Raw genomic sequence first — 22,835 nt, forward strand, 5'->3', positions numbered from 1 at the left:
GAAAGTATGGCGATTAACGAACAACAATTGATTAATTGGCGAAGGGAGTTTCACCAATTTCCTGAGACAGGTTGGTGCGAGTTTTTAACCACGACGAAATTGGCTGCCTACCTGAGTGAAATGGGCTTTGAAGTGCGGTTAGGCAAAGCGATTATTAACGAAGAATTTGTCCGCGGACGGCAACAGGCGGTGGTTGATGCGGGACTGAAAACGGCGATTGCCGCCGGTGCCGATCAACAGTGGCTGGATAAAATGGACGGTTATACCGGTGCGGTAGCGATTTTTGATTCCGGCAAGCCGGGCAACACCGTTGCTTTACGTTTTGACATTGATTGCGTTAACGTGCAAGAAACCGCCGATGCGGAGCATATCCCGAATCAGCAAGGCTTTCGTTCGCAAAACGACGGCTTTATGCACGCTTGCGGACATGACGGGCACATGGCGATCGGGCTTGGTGTGGCGCAATGGATTGCCGAAAACAAAGCGCAGCTGAACGGCAAAATTAAGCTGGTGTTCCAACCGGCGGAAGAGGGCGTGCGCGGCGCGGCTGCGATTGCTGCCAGCGGAATCGTTGACGATGCGGACTATTTTGCTGCCTCACATTTGAGCTTCTGTGCGGATTCCGGTACGATTATTGCCAACCCGCTGAAATTCTTATGCACCACCAAAATCGACATCCGCTACCACGGCAAACCGGCACACGCCGGCGCCGCACCGCACTTAGGGCGCAATGCGCTGCTGGCGGCGGCACATGCAGTCACACAATTACACGGTATTTCGCGCCACGGCGAAGGCATGACCCGAATTAATGTCGGTGTACTGAAATCCGGGGAAGGGCGCAATGTGATTCCGACTACCGCCGAAGTGCAGCTGGAAGTGCGCGGTGAAAATGCCGAAATCAATCAATATATGGTCGATCAAGTGATGCAAATCGCCAAAGGCATTTCCCAAAGCTTTGATGTCGGTTATGAAACTGAAATTATGGGCGAAGCGGTGGATTTGGATAACGATCCGGAACTGGTCGATTTAATCAGCGAACTGGCGGAAAAAGAGGCAGGAGTTCAACAAGTCGAACCGACTTACGGCTTTAACGGTAGCGAAGACGCCACCATTTTGGGGCGACGCGTGCAACAAAACGGTGGTAAAGCGATTTATTTCATCGTCGGCGCCGACCGCACCGCTGGCCACCACCAAGCCGAATTTGACTTCGATGAGAAACAACTGCTGACCGGCGTAAACCTGTACACCGCACTTTTGCAGCGTTTAAACGGCTAAACGGTTGTTGAGCTCAATTTCGAGCTAGGCTGAAAAGACACAATACCGCACTTGGAGAAGTGCGGTATTTGTTTTGTTCAAAAACATCTATAAAGGTTGGAAAAGGTTCAAATTGACTAAATGAATATTTCAATTAGTCATTATTTCTAATCATACACTGTATATGAAAGAACAGGGAGAACCGGCAAGCTGAAAACGTGTGAAAGCACTTGATATGACCGCTGGCTTGGTTACTGAAAAATACGCATTTTATTTTAATTTTTCATGAGATTCATTAAGTTAAATAAAAAGTAACGCTAGTGATAGTGATGTAAATGATAGTAATCTCAGTTTATTTTGGAGCGTAATAGGACTATAAAGTTAACACCCTGGCGAGTTTGTTTTTTATTAAATGATTTTTCTTAAAAAAAGGAATTTTAAAATGAATTATAAATCTCTATTGGCTACAACATTATTAGGTATGATGGCTTTGAATGTTCAAGCAAACGATCTGGAACAGCGTCCGATTGGCGGACGTTTGGACGGATTCGATCCGACTACCAAAGGCGGTTTAGATCTGGAGCAGCGCCCGATTGGCGGACGTATGGACGGATTTGATCCGACAACCAAAGGCGGTTTAGATCTGGAACAGCGCCCGATTGGCGGACGTATGGACGGATTTGATCCGACAACCAAAGGCGGTTTAGATCTGGAACAACGCCCGATTGGCGGACGTTTGGACGGATTCGATCCGACTACCAAAGGCGGTTTAGATCTGGAACAACGCCCGATTGACGGACGTATGGACGGATTTGACCCAACTACCAAAGGCGGATTAGATCTGGAACAACGCCCGATTGGTGGACGTTTAGACGGATTTGATCCAACCACTAAAGGCGGGTTATAACCCATATTTCCACAACAATAAGTGATTCCAAAGCCTGCTCTTGTAGCAGGCTTTTTTCATATTGAAAAATGGCAGATAGCAGCGCAATTTCAGAAAAGAAAAAGCCGTAAGTTATTGACTAACTTACGGCTCTCTATGAATAGTGGCGGAGGAAGTGAGATTCGAACTCACGGAGGGCGTAAACCCTCGCCGGTTTTCAAGACCGGTGCCTTCAACCGCTCGACCATTCCTCCGCGGCAGTTGACTCTTAACGAGTGGCGCAGATGATACAAATTTCACGGAATCAAGTCAACAAAGAATTTATGATATTTTTATCGTTTGTGGAAATATTAAGCGAATCAGCTTGTTTTTGTATAACTTCTATGCAAAGTAGCTGTTTTTTCAAGGAAAAATAGGGATCTATAAATGAATCAGGAAGCAAAGTGCGGTTTAGTGGCGAGAACAAAAAAGCCCTGCGCAGTGGCAGGGCTTGGAAATCAGAAGATTGATTAGCGACGTAAACCTAAACGTGCGATAGTTGAGGTATAAAGCTCAAGATCAGTACGTTTTAAGTAGTCTAGCAATTTACGACGACGAGAAACCATACGTAATAAACCACGGCGACCGTGATGGTCTTTCTTATGAACACTGAAGTGTCCTTGCAAGTGGTTGATTTGCGCTGTTAATAATGCGATTTGAACTTCTGAAGAACCGGTGTCTTTACCATCACGTCCAAAATCAGCAACGATTTTCGCTTTTGCTTCTGCGCTTAGAGACATAATAACTCCTAAAAAATTGAGTGAAAAATACATCAATAGCCGATCTCTAATTCAGCTATGACAGGGAACGCGCATTTTACTTGGAGTTGCCACAGATTGCAATCATGATGCGTAAAAATTGTCGAGTAAATCGTTTTAGCTGCAATTGATAAGTGTTATCAAATTTAAATTGAATTATATCTTGTTAATCGCTGATTATTTTGAATAAAATTTATTTTATATGCATTAATGATAAAAATATTTTGACTAAGGCCCTGTTTATTTGTATTTTCTAACAATATTATAAAAAGACGTTAGACAATACAGGAAGTGGATTATGCTTTATAACCGAGATGAGATCAGGGAAAACTGCGGTTTTGGTCTGATTGCCCATTTAGAAGGAAAACCCAGCCATAAAGTAGTGCGAACTGCAATTTTAGGCTTATCGCGCATGCAGCATCGCGGAGCGGTGCTGTCCGACGGAAAAACCGGCGACGGCTGCGGCTTACATATGCAGATGCCGAAGCGTTTTTTCCGTTTTTTAGCAGAAGAACAAGGTTGGCGCTTAGGTAAGGAATTTGCCGTTGGCCAGATTTTTCTGCCGACCGATCCGCAACTGATTGAAGATTATACAGCGATCATCAAAGAGGAGCTGACTCGTGAAACATTAACTATTGCTGCATGGCGTGATGTGGCGATTAATAAATCGGTGCTAGGCGAAATTGCTGCGTCCAGTTTGCCGGCAATTAAGCAGGTGTTTGTCAATGCACCGGCAGGCTGGGGGCGTGCAGATATCGAGCGCCGTTTGTTTATGGCGCGTCGCCGTATTGAAATGCGGATCGAGCACCCTGATTTTTACATTTGTAGTTTGTCCAGTCAGGTGATTATCTATAAAGGCCTGTGTATCCCACGCGATTTGCCGAAATTCTATTTGGATTTGGCGGATTTGCGTATGGAAAGCGGTATTTGCCTATTTCATCAACGTTTTTCCACTAACACCTTGCCACGTTGGAAGTTGGCACAGCCGTTCCGCTTTTTGGCACACAACGGCGAAATTAATACCATTTCCGGTAACCGTGCTTGGGCAAGGGCGCGTGCCTATAAATATCACACCCCATTGATTCCGGATTTGCAATCGGTTGCGCCGTTTGTCAACGAAAGCGGTTCTGATTCTAGTTCGTTGGATAATATGCTTGAGCTGTTTGTCAACGGCGGCATGGATTTATTCCGCGCCATGCGCTTATTGGTGCCGCCGGCGTGGCAATACAATCCGGATATGGACGACGAATTGCAGGCGTTTTATGACTTTAACTCGATGCACATGGAGCCATGGGACGGCCCGGCGGGGATCGTATTAAGCAACGGTACGCACGCGGCCTGTACTTTGGATCGTAACGGTTTGCGTCCGGCGCGCTATGTGATCACCCAAGATAAACTGATCACCATCGCCAGTGAGGTTGGCATTTGGGATTATGCGCCTGATGAGGTGGTGGAAAAAGGGCGGGTCGGACCGGGAGAGCTGTTGGTGATCGACACGGAGAACGGCAAATTAATTCATTCGAATGAAATTGACGCCGAACTGAAACTGCGCCATCCGTACCGCACTTGGTTAGATAAAAACGTATTGCGTTTGAATCCGTATGAAAACCTGCCGGACGAACAGATCGGACAAGCGGAATTGGATCGAACCGCACTTTTAATTCACCAGAAGCAGTTTGGTTATGACAAAGAAGAGCTGGAAAATCTGATTCGCGTGCTAGGCGAGGATGGGCAAGAAGCGGTCGGCTCAATGGGCGATGATGCGCCGTTTGCGGTATTATCCGAAAAACCGAGAGTGATTTATAACTACTTCCGCCAATATTTTGCCCAAGTAACCAATCCGCCGATTGATCCGTTGCGTGAAAAACACGTGATGAGCCTGAACACCAGTATCGGGCGCGAGATGAGCGTGTTCTTTGAAACCGAAGGGATGTCGCACCGCGTCAGCTTTAAGTCGCCGATTTTGCTGTATTCCGATATTCAACAATTAAAAGGCTTAGAGCCGACTTATTATCAACATCAAGTGTTAGATGCAACGTATGATGCTACAACAACCTCGTTAAAAGCGGCACTGTTGGCGTTGTGTGATCAGGCGGAAAGTGCGGTACGCAACGGTTCGGTGCTGTTGATTTTATCCGACCGCACTTTGGCAAAAAATCGCTTACCGATTCCGGCTGTGTTAGCCGTCGGTGCAGTGCAACAGCGTTTGGTCGATACCAATTTGCGTTGTGATGCGAATATTGTGGTGGAAACCGGTTCAGCGCGCAATCCGCACCACTTTGCAGTGTTGATCGGCTTGGGCGCAACGGCGATCTATCCGTATTTAGCGTATGAAAGTTTGGCGCAGATGATTGCCGAAGGCGCGATCAAAAAACCACTGCGCAGCGTGATGGCGAACTTCCGTGACGGCATCAATAAAGGCTTATACAAAATTATCTCGAAAATGGGAATTTCCACCATTTCCTCTTACCGCTGTGCGCACCTGTTTGAAGCGGTCGGTTTGGGCGAGGAAGTTGTTGAGCTGTGTTTCCGTAAAATTCGTTCACGCATCAAAGGCGCAGGATTTGCCGAATTGGAAGCCGATCTGAAAACCCTGAATAAAGCCGCATGGCGTGCCAGTCAGGATTTGGACAACGGCGGCTACCTGAAATACAAACCGCAAGGGGAGTATCACGCTTATAATCCGGACGTGGTTAACTATTTGCAGCAGTCGGTGAATAGCGGCGATTATTCAATTTATCGCCAATATGCCGATACGGTGAACAATCGTCCGGCGACCACATTGCGTGATCTGTTAAAACTGAATGTCGATCCGCAGAAAAAGATCGCACTGGATGAAGTCGAACCGGCGGAAGGACTGTATAAACGTTTTGACTCGGCAGCCATGAGTATCGGTGCGCTTGGGCCGGAGGCGCATGAAGCGCTGGCAGTGGCAATGAACCGTTTGGGAGGCTATTCCAACTCGGGCGAGGGCGGCGAAGATCCGAAGCGTTACGGCACGGAAAAAGTGTCAAAAATCAAACAAGTGGCCTCAGGGCGATTTGGCGTTACCCCGGCGTATTTGATGAGCGCCGAAGTGATCCAAATTAAAGTGGCGCAAGGGGCGAAACCCGGCGAGGGCGGGCAACTGCCGGGCGATAAGGTTACGCCGTACATTGCGCAATTGCGTTATTCCGTGCCGGGCTCGATGCTGATTTCTCCACCGCCGCACCATGATATTTATTCGATTGAAGATTTGGCTCAGCTGATTTTCGATCTGAAACAGGTTAATCCGAAAGCGATGATTTCGGTCAAACTGGTTTCTCTGCCGGGTGTCGGCACGATTGCGACCGGGGTGGCAAAAGCCTATGCGGATTTGATCACCATCGCCGGTTATGATGGCGGCACGGGGGCGAGTCCGTTATCTAGCGTAAAATACGCCGGATCTCCGTGGGAGTTGGGCTTGGCGGAAGCGCAGCAAGCGTTGGTCGAAAATAACTTACGTCACAAAGTGCGGTTGCAAGTGGACGGAGGGTTGAAAACCGGCTTAGATGTGATCAAAGCGGCGATTCTCGGGGCGGAAAGTTTTGGTTTCGGCACCGGGCCGATGATCGCACTGGGTTGCCGTTATCTGCGGATTTGCCATTTGAACAACTGCGCTACCGGCATTGCCACGCAAGATGAAAAACTGCGTCAAAATCACTATCACGGCTTGCCGGAAAAAGCGATGAATTACTTTAAATTTATTGCACAAGACGTGCGTGAATTAATGGCGGAATTGGGGGTAACCCAATTAACTGACTTGATCGGGCGCACCGATTTACTTTCCATTGTCGAGGGCAAAACCGCCAAGCAGCACGCTTTGGATTTGAGCGGACTGTTATATGCGCCGAAAGTCCCTGAGGGCAGCGCACGTTATTGCATTGAAGCCAATCCGACGATGGATCAGGGTGATCTGAACCGTGCGATTGTTGCTGAGGTACAAAAAGCGGAAGGCAATCAATATTTAGATTTGAGCTACGACGTACGCAATACTGATCGTTCGGTCGGCGCAACCTTATCGGGGCTGATTGCCGAACAATACGGCAACAAAGGCAGCGAGAACAGGCAGTTTGATATTCGTTTAAACGGCACGGTCGGGCAAAGTCTGGGCGTGTGGTTGGCTGGCGGAATCAATCTGCATTTGACCGGCGACGCCAACGATTATGTCGGCAAAGGCATGGCAGGCGGCAAAATTGCGATCCGCCCGCACAGCGGCACGATCTTTAAACCGGAAGAGTCCACCATTGCCGGCAACACCTGTTTATATGGTGCAACCGGCGGCAAGTTGTTCGCTTCAGGGCGTGCGGGGGAGCGTTTCGCCGTGCGAAATTCCGGTGCGACGGCGGTGATTGAGGGCATCGGCGATAACGGTTGTGAATACATGACCGGCGGTGTGGTGTGCGTGTTGGGCAAAACCGGAATCAACTTCGGTGCGGGCATGACCGGCGGCTTTGCCTATATTCTTGACAGCGACGGAAAATTCGAATCTCGGCTCAATCCGGAATTGATCGAAGCGTTGCCGTTGAGTGAATTGATCACCCACCAAGAATATCTGCGCGGTTTGATTGCCGAACACGTTGAAAACACCGCCAGCCCGCAAGGCGAACGCATTTTGGCAAATTGGACGGAGTATCTCGGACGTTTCCTGTTGGTGAAACCTAAAGCGAAAGATGTTAATTCGCTATTAGGGCATCAGCGTCGTACCGTAGATGAACTACGGGTTGTTACTCAATAATCAAATAGTAAAAGTGCGGTCAGACCGCACTTGGAAAGAGACAGGAAAGAACAGTATGAGTCAGCAAGGAAATGTTTATCAATTTATTGATTTGCCGAGAATCGATCCGCCGAAAAAAGCATTAGCGGAGCGCAAAACGCAATTTATTGAAATTTATCAAATTTATGAGCAACCTCAAGCGGCATCACAAGCGGATCGCTGTTTAGAGTGCGGCAATCCGTATTGCCAACACAAATGCCCGTTGCACAACAATATTCCGAATTGGTTGAAGCTGGTATATGAAAACCGGATTATCGAAGCGGCGGAATTGGCGCACGAAACCAATACCTTGCCGGAAGTGTGCGGACGGGTTTGCCCGCAAGATCGGCTGTGTGAAGGGGCATGCACCTTGAATGCCGAATTTGGTGCGGTCACCATCGGTAGCGTGGAAAAATATTTAACTGAAAAAGCCTTTGAAATGGGCTGGCGACCAACAGTCAAAGACATTCCTCACAGTGGGAAAAAAGTGGCGATTGTCGGTTCCGGTCCGGCAGGATTGGGCTGCGCTGAACAGTTGATCAAAAATGGTGTTTCGGTAACCGTGTATGAGCGCGAGTCGGAAATCGGCGGTTTGCTGACATTCGGCATTCCGTCGTTTAAATTGGAAAAAGAGGTGATGATCCGCCGCCGGGAAATCTTCACCGAAATGGGGATTGAATTTAAGCTGAACGTGGAAATCGGCAAAGAAGTTACCCTTGAGCAGTTGGCAAACGACTATGACGCGGTGTTTTTAGGCGTCGGTACTTATCAAGGTATGCAGGCGGAGATCCCGAATGAAAACGCTGTTGGCGTTTATTCCGCTTTGCCGTTTTTAATCGCCAATACCAAAAATGTGATGGGGCTGGCGTGTGATGATTTCGTTTCGATGCAAGGAAAAAAAGTGGTGGTACTGGGCGGCGGTGACACCGCGATGGATTGCGTGCGCACCTCGTTACGTCAACAAGCGGCTGAAGTAACCTGTGTTTATCGTCGTGATCAGGCAAATATGCCGGGCAGCCGCCGTGAAGTACAAAATGCCAAAGAAGAAGGGGCGAATTTTTACTTTAATGCCCAACCGGTGTCGATTGAAACCAGCGCTGACGGCAAAGTGGTCGGCATCAATATCGTGCGCACCGAATTGGGCGAGCCGGACGCCAATGGTCGCCGCCGTCCGCAAATCATAGCGGGCAGCGAAGAATTGATGCCGTGCGATGCGGTGATCGTAGCGTTTGGTTTTGCACCGCACGCCATGCCTTGGCTAAGTGCGGTCGGAGTGACCACCGACAGTCGCGGACGAATTGAAGCGCAGGGCGAGTTCAAACAGCAAACGGCAAACCCGAAAATTTTCGCCGGTGGTGATATTACCCGTGGTTCCGATTTAGTGGTGACGGCAATTGCCGAAGGGCGCGACGCGGCACATAGCATCATGGCGTATTTAGAGATTTAATTCCGTCAATAATGTTGACTAAAATCCTCGTTTTTTAGCGAGGATTTTTTATGTCTTGAATTTTTTCTCAAGATAGATTATTGTAATTATATTGATACACTTGATGTAATATATATTTTACAAAATAAAAAGATAAGCGAAGGAATCCTATGAACGCAGTTGCCAATAAAGACTCAATCCACAACGTCAATATTCAAGATGAAAAAGTATTAATCACGCCACAAGAATTGAAAGAAAAACTCCCGTTATCGCTGGCGTTAAAACATCAAATCGAACAATCACGTTACGACATTTCACAGATTATTCATAAGCAAGACAAACGTTTACTGGTGGTGATTGGACCTTGCTCGATTCATGATCCACAGGCGGCGCTGGAATATGCGCATAAATTAAAAGCCTTGGTGGAAGAAATCCAAGACACGGTGTATATCGTAATGCGGGTCTATTTTGAGAAGCCGAGAACCACCGTCGGTTGGAAAGGGCTGATCAACGATCCGCACTTGGATGGCAGTTTTAATGTAGAGTATGGTTTACAGTTGGCGAGAAAGTTGCTGATTGATTTGGCGGAATTGGGATTGCCATTGGCAACCGAAGCGCTTGATCCGATTTCGCCGCAATATATGGCGGAGCTGTTCAGCTGGTCGGCAATCGGCGCACGCACCACCGAATCGCAAACCCACCGCGAAATGGCATCGGGCTTGTCAATGGCGGTCGGCTTTAAAAATGGCACCGACGGCAGTTTGGCAACTGCGATTAATGCGCTGAAAGCCGCATCAATGGGGCACCGCTTCATCGGAATTAACCAACAAGGGCAGGTCAGCCTGCTGCAAACCGCCGGCAATCGCGACGGCCATGTGATTTTGCGTGGCGGAAAACAGCCGAATTACGCTACCGAATTTGTGCAGCAATGTGAAATCGAATTGGAAGCGGCAGGATTAGAGCAGTCGATTATGATCGACTGCAGCCACGGTAATTCGAATAAAGATTACCGCCGTCAGCCGCTGGTGGCGGAAGATGCAGTGCAGCAGATCTTAAACGGCAATCAATCGATCACCGGTTTAATGTTGGAAAGTAATTTGTGTGCCGGCAACCAAAGTTCGGAACAGCCGCGAGCCAATATGCAATACGGCGTTTCAATCACCGATGCCTGCATTGATTGGCAGACAACCGAGCAATTATTGCGTAAAATTCACCAACAGTTATTGAATCGAACTACATAGAAGCAGACAAATAGGGGAGACGGCAGAATGCAGCCATTGCAGGCACTGCGAGATGAAATCGATCAGGTGGATCGCGATTTATTGAGATTATTGGAAAAACGTTTGCAGCTGGTGTCGGAAGTCGGGCAGGTGAAACATCAGCACGGCTTGACGGTGTATGTGCCGGAGCGGGAAGCGGAAATGCTGGCTGCGCGCCGCCGTGAAGCGGAAAAAATCGGTGTGCCGCCGGATTTGATTGAGGATTTGTTGCGCCGAATTATGCGCGAATCTTATCAAAATGAACACAAGCAAGGCTTTAAAACCGTGAATCCCGAGATCAAAAAAATCGTGATTGTCGGCGGCAAAGGCAAATTGGGCGGATTGTTCGGGCGCTATTTTCAGTTGTCGGGCTATCAGGTGGAAAATTTGGGACGTGCCGAGTGGCAAAGTGCGGATCAAATTTTACACGATGCCGACGTGGTGATTGTCACCGTACCGATCCGCAGCACTTTGGAAACCATTGAGCGGCTGCAACCGCACTTGCGTGAAAATATGCTGTTGCTGGATTTCACCTCGGTGAAACGCCAGCCGGTCGAAAAAATGCTGCAGGTGCACAAAGGCGCGGTGTTGGGCTTGCACCCGATGTTCGGCCCGGATATTGCCAGCTTTGCCAAGCAAGTGATCGTGCGTTGTGACGGACGCTATCCTGAGCGTTACCAATGGATTTTGCAACAAATGCAAATCTGGGGTGCGACGATTCACAGCATCGATCCGACAGAACATGATAAAAATATGACCTATATTCAGGCGTTGCGCCACTTTGCCACCTTTGCCAACGGTTTGCATTTATCGCGTCAACCGGTTGAACTGGCGCAACTGTTGGCGTTGTCATCGCCGATTTACCGCTTAGAACTGGCGATGATCGGGCGCTTATTTGCGCAAGACGGCGAACTGTATGCCGATATTATTCTGGATAAACCGGAAAATCTGGCGGTGATCGAATCGCTGAAAGACAGCTATCAGGAAGCGCTGGCGTTTTTTGAAAACAACGATTGCGCCGGTTTCAGTAAAGCATTTAAACAGGTGAGCGATTGGTTCGGCAATTACTCCGAAGTATTTATGAAAGAGAGCCGACAACTGTTGCAACAGGCGAACGATTATAAACAGGTTTGACTATATTTATAGCAAGAGGCTACCAATTGGTAGTCTAATTTTAGCATAGTAGACAAAATGTAGTTAATTTTGAAATCTAAAAAATACCGCACTTGCTGATAATTTAATTCGTTGCAAAGTGCGGTATGTTTTTTTAAATGATTTTCAAGCCAGTGGCTTATTTCTTCTCACCAATCGGCAGCACGGTTCTGCCGTAAGATTCGTTGATCACTTCAGCGGCTGCCAGATAGAAAGCGCAAAGTGCGGTGATTAAGCCTAAGTAGCCTCCAACGTTAACGATACCGTGGTTGCCGGTGGCATCACCGATTGCCAATGCGTAGAACGTTAAGGTCAGGAAAAAGAAAATCGCTTGTAAAGCGCGTGGTTTGGTCAGGGTGGCGATGAACATCATCAGGGTGAAAGTGCCCCATGCCGCTAAGTACCATGCTACGAAAGTCGCCGGGGTTTCACCTTTGAAAAAGGCAACGAACAAGCCCCAAGACCACCAGAATGCACCGTAGCTGATAAACGCGGTGAAGCCGAAGGTGTTGCCTTTTTTGAATTCCATGATCCCGGCGATGGCTTGTGCAGTACCGCCGAAGGCGAATGCCATTGCCAAGACTAAGCCAATGGATTGAGTATCAAAAAATCCGCCGTTAATTAAGCACAATAACCACGTGGTCAGTGCAAAACCGCATAAACCTAATGGGCCCGGATTTGCATAATTGGCTGCGTTGTTAGACATAAATAAGTTCCTTAAATTGCAATAAAAAAGTGTCGATAAAACGGGCGCTAGTATGAATGATTTTAGCTGGGAAATAAATACTGCAACGGCTGAAATTGCGACTATTTTGCCGCTTTTTTATGCTTTTGCCGAGAAACCGTTGATAAGAATCCCGATAATAACAATCAGTAGTCCGACAAACGCCAAGCCACTCGGTAGTGGATCACTCAATAACAGCACACCGCCTAACAGGGTAAACAGAATTTCACCGGCTTGTGTCGCTTCGATCACCGCAAGTTGTTTCATATTATGTTTGACCAGTTCGGTGGCTTTAAAAAACAGAATGGTGGCGATCACGCCGGAAAACAGTGCGACGAAAAACGATTGGGTCAGCTGTGATGCAGAGGGCAAACCGCTCTTGAAAGTGGCGATCGTGATCACTAGCAGCCAAAACGGCATTGAGCACAGCACCATACCGTAAACCCGTTGTTGGGTGGTGAGCGAATTGCCGATTAGCGCCATCATTTTGCGGTTGCCGAGCGGGTAGGCAAAGGCGGCGATAATGATCAACAATAGCGGATATAGGCTCTCGGTGAGCGATAACGTACGCAGATTATCAATTTGCAGTAATCCGATGCCGAGTACAATCACGCATGAAAACAGCAGATTTTTAAGCGGAATCGGCTGCCCGAACAGCGGTGTTAATAGGATGCCGGCGATAATCGTGATTTGCCATGAACTGGCGACCAGCCAAGAGGAAGCATAATCCGCCGACAGGGTCAGCGGCAGGTAAAACAGCCCGAAGCCGACACTCGACCATAACAGCCACTGCCGAGGGGCGCGCTGAATTTCGCGATAAACCGCACTTCGGTTGATGCGCATCCCGAGCAGCAGATAGAGCATCGGTAGCATAAAGACGAAACGTAGCGCTGCCGACCACCATGCATTATCACCCGACAGCGACATAATGATGTAGGCTAATTTCGCTATTATCCCTCGTGAATCATTTCTTTTTTTGAATTTTATTTTTAGTGGGGAGAGGTCTTATGGAGAAAATATCCAAACATGATCCGAATTTTTCGACCAGCCGACGCGATTTGCTGAAAGGCAGTGCCGCGTTAGGTGGCGTGGCGTTGGCGGCAAGTGCGGTCAGTTTGCCGGTTTCCGCTCAGCAAGGGCAAAGTGCGGTCAGCACAGCAAATGCTGATCAGGAAAAATTGGTGTGGAGCGCTTGTACCGTCAACTGTCACAGCCGTTGTCCGTTGCGGATGCACGTTCAAGACGGCGTGATTAAATATGTCGAAACCGATAATTTAGGCGATGATATTTACGGCGATTTTCACCAAGTGCGGGCTTGCGCACGTGGGCGTTCAATGCGCCGTCGGGTGTATAATCCGGATCGCTTGAAATACCCGATGAAACGGGTCGGCAAACGAGGCGAAGGCAAATTTAAACGTATCACATGGGAAGAAGCGTTCACCGAAATTGCCGATAATTTAAAACGGATTATCGCCGAACACGGCAACGAGAGCTTGTATATGCCGTTTGCCACCGGTACTTTGGGCGCAACGGTTGCCGCGTCTTACCCGCCACCACGCAGCATTTCCAGCCGGTTTATGAACAGTATCGGCGGCTGCTTAGGGCACCACGGTACATACAGCTATTCGCAAATTTTTGAATCCATTCCGTTTATGTACGGTAGCAATGCCGGCAACAGCCCGACCGATATTGAAAATTCCAAATTGGTGGTGTATTTCGGTAATAACCCGGCGGAAACTCGAATGAGTGGCGGCGGCGTAACATACTTATTTCAACAAGCACAAGAGCGGTCGAACGCACGGATGATCATGATCGATCCGCGTTATAACGACACTGCTGCCGGACGCGAAGGCGAATGGGTGCCGATTCGTCCGGGCACCGACGCGGCGTTTGTCGAAGGCATGGCGTATGTGATGATCACCGAAAATTTGGTTGATCAAGATTTTCTTGATACCTATTGCATCGGTTACGACGAAAAAACATTGCCGGCGTCTGCCAAACCAAATGCGCACTATAAAGCCTATATTCTGGGTGAAGGCGACGACCAAACTGCGAAAACGCCGGAATGGGCATCGAAAATCACCGCAATTCCGAAAGACACCATTGTACGTTTAGCCCGTGAAATTGCGACTACTAAACCAGTGTATATCTGTCAAGGTTGGGGGCCGCAGCGCCATGCGAACGGCGAACAAGCGGCGCGTGCGATTGCGATGCTGGCTTGTTTAACCGGTAACGTTGGGATCAACGGCGGCAACAGCGGTTCACGCGAAGGGTTTTACACCATTCCGTTCGTGAGAATGCCAGTAGGCGAAAATCCGATCAAAGCGAAGATTTCAATTTTTATGTGGACTGATGCGGTGGTACGCGGCGAAGAGATGACCGCGTTAAAAGACGGTTTAAAAGGCGCAGAAAAACTGAATAAGCCGATTAAATTTATTTTAAATTACGCTGGTAACTGCATTATCAATCAGCACTCCGACATCAACCGCACTTTAGAAATTTTAAACGATGAGAGCAAGTGTGAAATGTTAGTGGTGATTGACAATCACATGACTTCCACCGCTAAATGTGCCGACATTTTACTGCCGGACTGCACCACCTCCGAGCAGGCGGATTTCTGCATGGACGGCTCGGCGGGCAACATGGGGTATGTGATTTTCGCCGATCAGGCGATCGAGCCGCAATTTGAATGCAAACCGGTCTATCAAATTTTAGCCGGTATCGCAGAAAAAATGGGCGCGAAAGAGAAATTCACCGAAGGGCGCACCCAAGAAGAGTGGCTGCGTCACTTGTACAAACTCACCCAAGAGAAAAATCCGTTCTTCCAAGAAATCAGTTTCGAGGAATTTAGAGAGCGCGGCATCATTAAACAAAAAGATCCGTCAGGGCACATGGTGGCGTTCAAAAAATTCCGCCAAGATCCGGAGGCGAATCCATTGACGACACCGTCGGGCAAAATTGAAGTTTATTCCGAACGGTTGGCAAAAATTGCCGAGACCTGGGAATTGCCGGAGGGCGATATTATCAGCCCATTGCCGATTTATGCGCCTGCGGTTGAGGGCTATGATGATCCGTTGAGTGAGCAATACCCGCTGCAACTGGTCGGTTTCCACTTTAAATCGCGAGTGCACTCCACTTATGCCAATGTCGATGTGTTGGATCAAGCGTCGTTGCAATCACTGTGGATCAACCCAATTGATGCGGAAAAACGCGGCATCAAACACAATGAAATGGTGCGGATTTTCAATGGTCGGGGTGAAACCCGCATTCTGGCGAATGTTACACCACGGATTTTGCCGGGTGTGGTTGCGATGGGCGAAGGCGCCTGGTACACGCCGGACGGGCAGAAAGTTGATCAAAACGGTAGCTTTAACGTGTTGACCACACAGCGCCCGTCGCCATTATCAAAAGGCAATCCGCAACATACCAATTTGGTTGAAGTCGCACGCGTGGGAGGTGAATGATGAGCGCAAAACAATATGGATTTTATATCGACTCACAACGCTGCACCGGCTGCAAAACCTGTGAACTGGCGTGTAAAGACTATAAAGACTTAACCCCGGACGTCAGTTTCCGCCGAATTTATGAATATTGCGGCGGCGGTTGGAAGCAAGAGGGCGAGGTGTGGACGCAAGATGTGTTTTCCTACTATTTGTCGATCTCGTGCAACCATTGTACCGATCCGGCATGTGCCAAAGTGTGTCCGAGCGGTGCAATGCACAAGCGGGAAGACGGCTTTATAGTGGTGAATCAAGATGTGTGTATCGGCTGTAAATATTGCAGCATGGCTTGCCCATACGGTGCACCGCAATATAACGAAGAAAAAGGCAGAATGACCAAATGCGACGGCTGCTTTGAACGGGTGGAAGTGGGCAAAAAACCGATGTGCGTGGAGTCTTGTCCGCTGCGCGCATTGGATCTGCTGCCTATCGATGAATTGAAAGCCAAATATGGTGATCTGAAAGATGTGACGCCACTGCCACCGTCGCACTACACGCAGCCGAATATTGCCCTGCGCTTGAACAATAATGCGAAGCCGACCGATGATCGCAGCGGTTTCCTGGCTAATCCGAAGGAGGTGTAATATGGGAATGGGATTACATGAATGGCCGTTGGTGTTTTTCACCGTTTTTGCACAAAGTGCGGTCGGCGCCTTTTGGGTGTTCACACTGTTATTGCTGTGTGATAAAAATCACACGGTTGTTGCGCGCACCCATTATGTGATGTCGGTGTTATGGGGCTTAATGGCGCTGGGTTTTGTGTTTTCAACCCTGCACTTGGGTTCACCGCAACGCGCGTTTAATGTGTTGAATCGGATTGGCGCGTCAGGCTTGAGTAACGAAATTGCCGCCGGTTCTGCATTCTTTGCGCTCGGCGCAGGCTACTGGGCTCTCGCTACCGCAAAATTATTACCGCAATCTTGGCAACAATTACCACTAATCGGCACGATTGTTCGTCTTCTAGTGAGCATTGAAAACAAATTGCCGCTCTTCTGGAAACATGCTGCGTTGATCGTAGTCAGCCTTGTTGGCGCCGGTTTTATCTATGCGATGTCGAAACTGTATATGATCAACACCGTGCCGACTTGGAATTCGATTTACACCCCGGCAGGCTTTATTCTGACCGCACTTTTAGGCGGCTCAGTATTGGCGCTAGCCTTGCTAAACGGTGCGAAAATCGGACGGCAGTTTAACGGCTTTTTGTTGGCAGTCGCATGGTTAGCGTTTCTTGTTGCGATTTTTGTGACTTACCGGCAATACGGCTATCTCGCCGGCGTCAGCAGAGCAATTCACCAAGCGTTGGATCTCGTGCCGTCATTTGTACCGGTGATGATCGCACGGTTTGTATTAATCGCCGTGGGGCTGTGTTTATTAACCTTAGGCGTGAAAAAAGCTAATACTGTGTTACCGTTTATCGCTTTGATTCTGGTGGTAGCAGGGGAATTATTGGCAAGAGTGATTTTCTATGGCTTACACATGACAGTCGGCATGGCGGCATTGGGTTATTGATTCATCCTGTTTATTCAACCGCACTTTGCTACAACAGGCAAAGTGCGGTATTTGTATATTTAATTATCTGTTTTCGCCGAAGGCGACTTACTTTGACTCGCTACGCTCAAACACGACAATATGTATGGTTTTAAACCCCTTTGCATGGTATTAAACGGATTCGATGTGTAGGATGGGCTTGCCAGCCCATCATTTCAGACCCTCCCCCAGCCTTCGGCAGCCCCCTCCGTAAACGGAGAGGGCGAAAGAAATTTTACAGCTCACTATTGTGATATACATGATTTTCTCTCCCTCCGCGTGCGGAGGGAGATGCCCGAAGGGCAGAGGGAGGCTATGTGATATTTATTTCATAACAGTAGCAAATACAGTTGTTATGATTGTAGTAAAAAAGTCAGTCACCTTCGGCGAAACACGATAGTTGAATATGCACACAACAAGGAATAGCCAAGAGCGGTTTATGGGCTGGCAAGCCCACACTACACTTCGGAGCAAAGTCAATCGCCTTCGGCTACTCATCAATTTTCTGCAAACGGTATTTGCTTGGAGATGTGCCGTATTTCAGCTTAAAAGCCTTGCTGAAGTGGGCTTCGGATTGGTAGCCCACTTCCAGCGCGACGGCTAGAATCGATTTGTTGGTGTTGCGCAATAGCAATTCCGCTTTTTGCATTCGCAGGCTGGTGAGGAATTTGCCCGGTAGCGTGCCGGTTTTGCTTTTGAACAGCCGAATGAAATTGGCGCGCGACATTGCGCTCAGTTCCGCCAAACTTTCCATATTCCAATTGTTTTCCGGCTGCTGCAGCATGGAATTGACCGCATGATACAAACGCTTGTCTTGCAATGCGCCGAGTACGCCGTTGTTGACGTCGCTGTTTTGTTGAATGTAATCACGCGCCAAATAGGTGAATAGCACATTACACAGCGAATTGACCACCGATGCCGTGCCGATTTCCAAAATTGCTTCTCGTTGTAGCAATGATAGTAGTGACGTGACCGAGATGTTATTGCCGGAAAGATACCAATATTCGGGCAAAATTGCCGGCAGGGTGGAGTGTCCGGCGTAGCGGAAATAACCGCAGAACATCTCAAAATCATGAGAGGCTTGATTATTGGTGCGCAAGGTAAACGGACCGTGCTGCAACTGCTGAAGTACGGTCAGCGAAGTTTCATCGTTCGCATTGTGCTTGCTGCTTTGAACGCGGTGTTCTAATCCGTGTGGTAGAAAGAACACATCACCGGGTTTGAGCTGATAACTCTGTTGGTTATTCAGCACCAGTCGGCATTCGCCTTTTGAAATAATATGAAAAATTCCCGAAGTGTTGGGTTCTTGCTTGTGCTTAATCTGCCAATCGCCTTGGAAACGGCAGAGAACGTTGATTTCGCCTTCGACTTGGGCGAGTTGTATCAGTCGATCTAAATAATCCATAACGACTATCCTTTCGGTGAAATTTAAAAACGATCCTTTAAGATAAAAGGGTTATAAATTGATACTTTTTGGCAATATTATTTGATAAATAATATCAATAATAACAGCCGTAGACCAGAGTATTTACTCACATTTAAACTAGGAGAAAGGCAATGTTTGCAGATTGGAAAAACGATGTTACCCATGTAAAAAAATCATTCGGTGAATTAGGTAAAAAATACCCGAAAATGCTACAAGCTTACGGTGCGTTGAACGCAGCTGCAGCGGAAGGCAATGTGTTAGACGCCAAAACCCGTGAGCTGATTGCGTTGGCGGTTGCGGTCACCACACGTTGCGAAAGCTGTATCGGTGTTCACGCAGCGGACGCGATCAAAGCAGGGGCGACGGAAGAAGAAGTGGCGGCAGCATTGGCAACCGCGATTGCGTTAAATGCCGGCACGGCGTACACCTATTCTTTGCGTGCGTTGGAAGCCTATAACGAACAAAAACAATAATCGCGTCAAAACGATATTCCCTGTATCCGACCCCGATACAGGGTTTTTTATTTATACGGCGCCGTGATAGAAGTGGTAACCTAGTCCAACCGTAAACACCAAATTGCCGTAAATCGCGTGTTCCAGACTGACCAACATTAGGCTTCGGTAGCGTTGATAAACGCTGGCAAAGATCAGCCCGCCGATGAAGGTGAACAGCACCGCAATGTAGTTGAGAAATACAATGTGCATATAGCTGAACAGTAGTGCACTGGCGATGATCATCAACTTTTCATTTTTCAGCAAAGTGCGGTAGCGGAAAAAGAAAAATTTACGAAACACCATTTCTTGGGTGAATGCCGATAAAATCGGATACAGCAACATCACCGCCAGCCAAAGAGACGGATTGCCGCGCACAAAATTCAGAAAATTTTCCGGCATTAAGATTAGCGTGAAGCCGCTTAACATCAAGCAAATCGCACTTGCTCGCCAAAAGAGCGGTTTTAACATTGATTTTTTCAGATCCCACACAAAGCAGTCGATACGATGAATTTTTAAAATAATCACACTATAGGTAAAAATGCCCCATAACAGCGGGAGCATACTGCTGTTCGGTAACAGACGAAACAGGTAGAGCAACGGCACGGCAATAAACAAGGCGAAAAATTCGAGCAACAGCCAAAAACGGCGAGGTGTCGGCGGATTAAGTTGGGTGGTTGAAATATTTTGCATTATTAAGCCGTTTTAACCGCACTTTAATCGCGCGGCTGGCGATCAGACGACGTATCGTTGAGTAGCGCCGCCTCTTTCACTGCAGCACGTGCCAACATATGCGCGGCGATCGGCAGGGTGAAAATCAGAAACAAGTTCATCAACAGCAAGCGGATTGTCCATGCCCAATCGCGCGCAATCAGCATAGCACCAAGTGAAACTAAGGTGATTGAGAGCGTACCGGCCTTAGTGGCGGCGTGCTGTTTGCTTAAGGTGTTCGGCAAAATTTGAATCCCCAGCGCGGAAATTGCCAGGCTGAAGCCGCCGAGCAGCAGAAAAGCCGTGCCGAGAATATCAAGAATGGTGGTCATGTTGCTCCTCCTGTTTGGCTTGATCGTCATTTTTACGTCGGATCACCGCCGACCAACCGACGGTACCGATAAAACCGACTAGCGACAGCCCGATAGCGACATCGAGCAGCACGGTGCGTTGCGTCATCAATGCTGCAACCACGCATAGAATCAACGCGGCGGCGAATAAAATATCCAGTGCGACAATGCGATCGCTGTCGTCAGTGCCGCTTTGGATTTGGCGAATTACGAACAAAATCGCAATTAACGCACAGAGGGTGACTAAGATCAGTGTCAATTCCAGCATTTTTTCCTCAGCTTTGCGCAGTTGCGCCAATCATTTGCTAAATAGGGTTAAAATATAGGGGACGAATTTGTGCTGAATCTCCTGAATTGCCGAATCGGTTTGCTCGGCGTCCAAAATATGCAGCAACATCTGATTACTGCGGCTGTCGATATTCAACACTGTGGTTCCCGGCGTGAGGCAAACTAAGCAGCCTAATGCCACCAGACCGGTTTCGCTAACATTCGGAATTTCCATTGAAATGTAGCGATCGTGCAAGGATTTTTTCACTTTGAGCCGGAGTTTGACAATCAGCCATAGCATCGCGAAGCCGGATTTTACCATCAAATAAAAAAATTGAAGCCCGAGCAGTAATGCTGCACTGATTTTTTTTATTAACATTTATTGTCCTCCCAATTGCAATGCCGCCAACCGGCTTAGCCCGTAAAGCCCATTCGGAGCAAGGCTGATCAGCACAATGATTGCACACAATAAGCTCACGGCAATGATGGCTGGTCTGGTATTTTGCCGTACCACCGGCTGCCAAACATGTTGATCGTCGCAAACCTGCGGATGCGGTTTACAAAAAGCTTCAAGCCAGATTTTCATCATTGAATACAGTGTTAACACGCTAACAATCAACGCAATTGCCGTCCACAGCAAATATCCTTGCTGTAGAGTTTCTTTTAATAATGCCACTTTCGCCCAGAAGCCGGAAAACGGCGGAATGCCGACCAGCGAGAGCGCCGGAATGGCGAACAGCATCGCCAGCCACGGCTTGATGTTGTATAATCCGCCGATTTTGCGCAGATCGTAGCTGCCGGCATACAGATAAATGATTCCGGCGATCAAAATCAGGCAGCCTTTAACTAGGCTATGGTGGACGGTGTAATAAATTGCTGCGCTACTGCCATCAATGCTGCCAAGGGCAATCGCCAACAAGATATAACCGATTTGCGACACACTGTGAAACACTAAAATGCGGCGCATATCCCAGTGATATGCTGCACCCAGCACTCCGACCACCATGGTACAAACCGCAATCCAAGCAAGTGCGGTTTGCAGCACTTCAATACTTGGCAAAAATACTTGTGACAGAGTACGTAGCAAAGTATAAACCGCGACTTTAGTCAACAGCGCGGAAAACAGCGCCATCACGGCAATAGGCAAGGTGTGATATGAGGCAGGCATCCAGGTGAATACCGGAAATGCCGCCACTTTGATCAGCACCGCCACGATAAATAACGTGATGATCATCAGTTTGGTGTGCTGTTCAACACTCGCCAAAGCAAGCTGCACGGCACTAAAATTCAGGTGCCCAGTTGCGCCGTAGAGTAGGGCGATAGAGGTTAAAAGTAGCAATGTGCCGAACAGGTTTAACACCATGTATTTGAACGCGGCGTCCAGTTGCGAAATTTTTCGCCCGAGCGCCAATAAGCCGATAGCACAGATTAGGATGACTTCAAACCAAACGTATAAATTAAAGAAATCTTGAGTGATAAAGCTGCCGTTCACCCCGGCAATCAAACCGAAAATTAATGGCAAGGTTAATGAATTGAGCGGGCGGGTGCTTAAGCCCGCCAAGATAAACAGCAGGCAACTTATAGTCATCACCGCGGAGATGCCGAGCATGATGTAGCTGAGCATATCAATTTGAAAACCAATTCCGAACGGAAGTTCCCAATTGCCGAAATTAGAACTCAGCGTTTGCGCGTTGACAATCGGATAGATCAGAAACAGGTTAGCCAAGATCAGCAGGCTGACGGCTAAACTGAACCAATATTGGTAGCGCTGTCGATAGCGCAGCAAAATCGTGACGGCGGTTGCCAGCAGCGGGAGTAAAACCGGTGCGATAACGGAAAAATTTATCAGTGACATCATTAACACAGATCCTTACGGTAGTTCTTCAGATCATCATGATCGTTATAAACCGTCGGCTTGTTGCCGTCATTTAGCGGCTCGGCTTCGCGCCATTCGTTGACATCATCGGTTCTTAAGCGCCGAATCAGTTTAATCATTAACACTACGGAGAAACAGGTCAGGGCGAAACCGATTACGATCGCGGTTAAAATCAGTGCTTGCGGCAGCGGATTCGCCGGATTTTGAAGCAGTAATTCGCCTTCCGGCACCACGGCAGGAACGGTGGAATAGACTCGCCCGGATAATAAAATAATAAAATTCACGGCATTGCCGAGCAGCATTAGCCCGATTACGATCCGCAAGGCATGGCGTGACAGCAGCAGATAAATGGCTGCTATCAAGGTGATCCATAAAGTGAATAAAATAATCAAAGTCATAAATTCAAGTCGCCTTT

The 22,835-nt window shown here is 48.1% G+C and carries 20 protein-coding genes and 1 tRNA gene; 10 read left to right on the forward strand and 11 right to left on the reverse strand.

Annotated elements, in window-relative coordinates:
* Window positions 1-6 precede the first annotated feature (6 nt).
* The gene (locus ACUHGC_RS06955; protein ID WP_446832628.1) at window positions 7-1,275 is read left to right on the forward strand and encodes a M20 family metallo-hydrolase; all 1,269 of its coding nucleotides are present in this window, start codon (window positions 7-9) and stop codon (window positions 1,273-1,275) included.
* Between the two features lie 421 nt (window positions 1,276-1,696).
* Window positions 1,697-2,161 (forward strand): hypothetical protein, encoded by a 465-nt coding sequence (locus ACUHGC_RS06960; RefSeq protein ID WP_446832629.1) that lies wholly within the window; start codon window positions 1,697-1,699, stop codon window positions 2,159-2,161.
* A 143-nt stretch (window positions 2,162-2,304) separates the two neighbouring features.
* Here ACUHGC_RS06960 and ACUHGC_RS06965 read toward each other — a convergent pair.
* Window positions 2,305-2,394 (reverse strand) — tRNA-Ser (locus ACUHGC_RS06965).
* A gap of 255 nt (window positions 2,395-2,649) precedes the next feature.
* Entirely contained in the window at window positions 2,650-2,919 is a 270-nt protein-coding gene (rpsO, locus tag ACUHGC_RS06970) for a 30S ribosomal protein S15 (RefSeq protein WP_446832630.1), read from the reverse strand.
* 316 nt (window positions 2,920-3,235) lie between these two features.
* Here rpsO and gltB point away from each other — a divergent pair, with 316 nt between their 5' ends.
* The 4 genes from gltB (at window position 3,236) to tyrA (ending at window position 11,530) form a co-directional block, all read left to right on the forward strand.
* Window positions 3,236-7,693, forward strand: coding sequence for a glutamate synthase large subunit (gltB, locus tag ACUHGC_RS06975; RefSeq protein ID WP_446832631.1), 4,458 nt, complete (start codon window positions 3,236-3,238; stop codon window positions 7,691-7,693).
* Between the two features lie 55 nt (window positions 7,694-7,748).
* Window positions 7,749-9,158: an FAD-dependent oxidoreductase gene (locus ACUHGC_RS06980; protein ID WP_446832632.1), complete on the forward strand. Its 1,410-nt coding sequence runs from the start codon at window positions 7,749-7,751 to the stop codon at window positions 9,156-9,158.
* A gap of 149 nt (window positions 9,159-9,307) precedes the next feature.
* Window positions 9,308-10,378, forward strand: coding sequence for a 3-deoxy-7-phosphoheptulonate synthase (locus ACUHGC_RS06985; protein WP_446832633.1), 1,071 nt, complete (start codon window positions 9,308-9,310; stop codon window positions 10,376-10,378).
* Window positions 10,379-10,405: 27 nt separating this feature from the next.
* Window positions 10,406-11,530 carry a bifunctional chorismate mutase/prephenate dehydrogenase gene (gene tyrA / locus ACUHGC_RS06990; protein WP_446832634.1) on the forward strand — a complete coding sequence of 375 codons (1,125 nt, stop codon included), beginning with the start codon at window positions 10,406-10,408 and terminating at the stop codon, window positions 11,528-11,530.
* A gap of 157 nt (window positions 11,531-11,687) precedes the next feature.
* On the opposite strand, the gene ACUHGC_RS06995 is transcribed toward tyrA, so the two are convergent.
* Together ACUHGC_RS06995 and ACUHGC_RS07000 are read right to left on the reverse strand one after the other, a co-directional pair.
* Window positions 11,688-12,254, reverse strand: coding sequence for an acetate uptake transporter (locus ACUHGC_RS06995; RefSeq protein WP_446832635.1), 567 nt, complete (start codon window positions 12,252-12,254; stop codon window positions 11,688-11,690).
* 117 nt (window positions 12,255-12,371) lie between these two features.
* The gene (locus ACUHGC_RS07000; protein ID WP_446832636.1) at window positions 12,372-13,199 is read right to left on the reverse strand and encodes a DMT family transporter; all 828 of its coding nucleotides are present in this window, start codon (window positions 13,197-13,199) and stop codon (window positions 12,372-12,374) included.
* 80 nt (window positions 13,200-13,279) lie between these two features.
* On the opposite strand from ACUHGC_RS07000, the gene ACUHGC_RS07005 reads away from it, so the two are divergent.
* Genes ACUHGC_RS07005 through ACUHGC_RS07015 form a run of 3 tightly spaced genes read left to right on the forward strand, consistent with a single transcriptional unit; the run spans window position 13,280 to window position 17,281 of the window.
* Window positions 13,280-15,736 carry a DmsA/YnfE/YnfF family dimethyl sulfoxide reductase gene (locus ACUHGC_RS07005; protein ID WP_446832637.1) on the forward strand — a complete coding sequence of 819 codons (2,457 nt, stop codon included), beginning with the start codon at window positions 13,280-13,282 and terminating at the stop codon, window positions 15,734-15,736.
* On the forward strand, window positions 15,736-16,356 hold the full coding sequence (locus tag ACUHGC_RS07010) for a DMSO/selenate family reductase complex B subunit (protein ID WP_446832638.1): 621 nt from the start codon (window positions 15,736-15,738) through the stop codon (window positions 16,354-16,356). Before ACUHGC_RS07005 ends, ACUHGC_RS07010 begins: the two co-directional genes overlap by 1 nt.
* Before the next feature lies 1 nt (window position 16,357).
* Window positions 16,358-17,281 carry a DmsC/YnfH family molybdoenzyme membrane anchor subunit gene (locus tag ACUHGC_RS07015; protein WP_446832639.1) on the forward strand — a complete coding sequence of 308 codons (924 nt, stop codon included), beginning with the start codon at window positions 16,358-16,360 and terminating at the stop codon, window positions 17,279-17,281.
* Window positions 17,282-17,789: 508 nt separating this feature from the next.
* On the opposite strand, the gene ACUHGC_RS07020 is transcribed toward ACUHGC_RS07015, so the two are convergent.
* Window positions 17,790-18,704: a helix-turn-helix domain-containing protein gene (locus ACUHGC_RS07020; RefSeq protein WP_446832640.1), complete on the reverse strand. Its 915-nt coding sequence runs from the start codon at window positions 18,702-18,704 to the stop codon at window positions 17,790-17,792.
* 152 nt (window positions 18,705-18,856) lie between these two features.
* Between ACUHGC_RS07020 and ACUHGC_RS07025 the strand changes: the two genes are divergently transcribed.
* Complete coding sequence (locus tag ACUHGC_RS07025; RefSeq protein ID WP_446832641.1) at window positions 18,857-19,198, forward strand: carboxymuconolactone decarboxylase family protein; 342 nt, start codon at window positions 18,857-18,859, stop codon at window positions 19,196-19,198.
* A 51-nt stretch (window positions 19,199-19,249) separates the two neighbouring features.
* Here the strand turns inward: ACUHGC_RS07025 and ACUHGC_RS07030 are convergent, their stop codons facing one another.
* The 6 genes from ACUHGC_RS07030 to ACUHGC_RS07055 are packed head-to-tail and all read right to left on the reverse strand — an operon-like array spanning window position 19,250 to window position 22,818.
* On the reverse strand, window positions 19,250-19,909 hold the full coding sequence (locus ACUHGC_RS07030; RefSeq protein WP_446832642.1) for a CPBP family glutamic-type intramembrane protease: 660 nt from the start codon (window positions 19,907-19,909) through the stop codon (window positions 19,250-19,252).
* A 23-nt stretch (window positions 19,910-19,932) separates the two neighbouring features.
* Window positions 19,933-20,259, reverse strand: a complete 327-nt coding sequence (locus ACUHGC_RS07035) for a cation:proton antiporter (RefSeq protein ID WP_446832643.1) — start codon at window positions 20,257-20,259, stop codon at window positions 19,933-19,935.
* Window positions 20,243-20,545, reverse strand: a complete 303-nt coding sequence (locus ACUHGC_RS07040; protein WP_446832644.1) for a monovalent cation/H+ antiporter complex subunit F — start codon at window positions 20,543-20,545, stop codon at window positions 20,243-20,245. Before ACUHGC_RS07040 ends, ACUHGC_RS07035 begins: the two co-directional genes overlap by 17 nt.
* A gap of 30 nt (window positions 20,546-20,575) precedes the next feature.
* Complete coding sequence (locus tag ACUHGC_RS07045; RefSeq protein ID WP_446832645.1) at window positions 20,576-20,923, reverse strand: Na+/H+ antiporter subunit E; 348 nt, start codon at window positions 20,921-20,923, stop codon at window positions 20,576-20,578.
* A complete protein-coding gene (locus ACUHGC_RS07050; protein ID WP_446832646.1) occupies window positions 20,924-22,402 on the reverse strand; it encodes a complex I subunit 5 family protein in 1,479 nt (492 codons plus the stop codon). It lies immediately after the preceding gene.
* Window positions 22,402-22,818 carry an NADH-quinone oxidoreductase subunit K gene (locus ACUHGC_RS07055; RefSeq protein WP_446832647.1) on the reverse strand — a complete coding sequence of 139 codons (417 nt, stop codon included), beginning with the start codon at window positions 22,816-22,818 and terminating at the stop codon, window positions 22,402-22,404. The genes ACUHGC_RS07050 and ACUHGC_RS07055 overlap by 1 nt, the downstream gene beginning before the upstream one ends.
* Between the last annotated feature and the right edge of the window lie 17 nt (window positions 22,819-22,835).

This window comes from Testudinibacter sp. P27/CKL/0425 (genome assembly GCF_052931395.1).

Bases quoted from the DNA above. Each gene is read 5' to 3' on its own strand.
- ACUHGC_RS06955 (WP_446832628.1), top strand. From the start codon at position 7: ATGGCGATTAACGAACAACAATTGATTAATTGGCGAAGGGAGTTTCAC.
- ACUHGC_RS06960 (WP_446832629.1), top strand. From the start codon at position 1,697: ATGAATTATAAATCTCTATTGGCTACAACATTATTAGGTATGATGGCT.
- rpsO (WP_446832630.1), bottom strand. From the start codon at position 2,919: ATGTCTCTAAGCGCAGAAGCAAAAGCGAAAATCGTTGCTGATTTTGGA.
- gltB (WP_446832631.1), top strand. From the start codon at position 3,236: ATGCTTTATAACCGAGATGAGATCAGGGAAAACTGCGGTTTTGGTCTG.
- ACUHGC_RS06980 (WP_446832632.1), top strand. From the start codon at position 7,749: ATGAGTCAGCAAGGAAATGTTTATCAATTTATTGATTTGCCGAGAATC.
- ACUHGC_RS06985 (WP_446832633.1), top strand. From the start codon at position 9,308: ATGAACGCAGTTGCCAATAAAGACTCAATCCACAACGTCAATATTCAA.
- tyrA (WP_446832634.1), top strand. From the start codon at position 10,406: ATGCAGCCATTGCAGGCACTGCGAGATGAAATCGATCAGGTGGATCGC.
- ACUHGC_RS06995 (WP_446832635.1), bottom strand. From the start codon at position 12,254: ATGTCTAACAACGCAGCCAATTATGCAAATCCGGGCCCATTAGGTTTA.
- ACUHGC_RS07000 (WP_446832636.1), bottom strand. From the start codon at position 13,199: ATGTCGCTGTCGGGTGATAATGCATGGTGGTCGGCAGCGCTACGTTTC.
- ACUHGC_RS07005 (WP_446832637.1), top strand. From the start codon at position 13,280: ATGGAGAAAATATCCAAACATGATCCGAATTTTTCGACCAGCCGACGC.
- ACUHGC_RS07010 (WP_446832638.1), top strand. From the start codon at position 15,736: ATGAGCGCAAAACAATATGGATTTTATATCGACTCACAACGCTGCACC.
- ACUHGC_RS07015 (WP_446832639.1), top strand. From the start codon at position 16,358: ATGGGAATGGGATTACATGAATGGCCGTTGGTGTTTTTCACCGTTTTT.
- ACUHGC_RS07020 (WP_446832640.1), bottom strand. From the start codon at position 18,704: ATGGATTATTTAGATCGACTGATACAACTCGCCCAAGTCGAAGGCGAA.
- ACUHGC_RS07025 (WP_446832641.1), top strand. From the start codon at position 18,857: ATGTTTGCAGATTGGAAAAACGATGTTACCCATGTAAAAAAATCATTC.
- ACUHGC_RS07030 (WP_446832642.1), bottom strand. From the start codon at position 19,909: ATGCAAAATATTTCAACCACCCAACTTAATCCGCCGACACCTCGCCGT.
- ACUHGC_RS07035 (WP_446832643.1), bottom strand. From the start codon at position 20,259: ATGACCACCATTCTTGATATTCTCGGCACGGCTTTTCTGCTGCTCGGC.
- ACUHGC_RS07040 (WP_446832644.1), bottom strand. From the start codon at position 20,545: ATGCTGGAATTGACACTGATCTTAGTCACCCTCTGTGCGTTAATTGCG.
- ACUHGC_RS07045 (WP_446832645.1), bottom strand. From the start codon at position 20,923: ATGTTAATAAAAAAAATCAGTGCAGCATTACTGCTCGGGCTTCAATTT.
- ACUHGC_RS07050 (WP_446832646.1), bottom strand. From the start codon at position 22,402: ATGATGTCACTGATAAATTTTTCCGTTATCGCACCGGTTTTACTCCCG.
- ACUHGC_RS07055 (WP_446832647.1), bottom strand. From the start codon at position 22,818: ATGACTTTGATTATTTTATTCACTTTATGGATCACCTTGATAGCAGCC.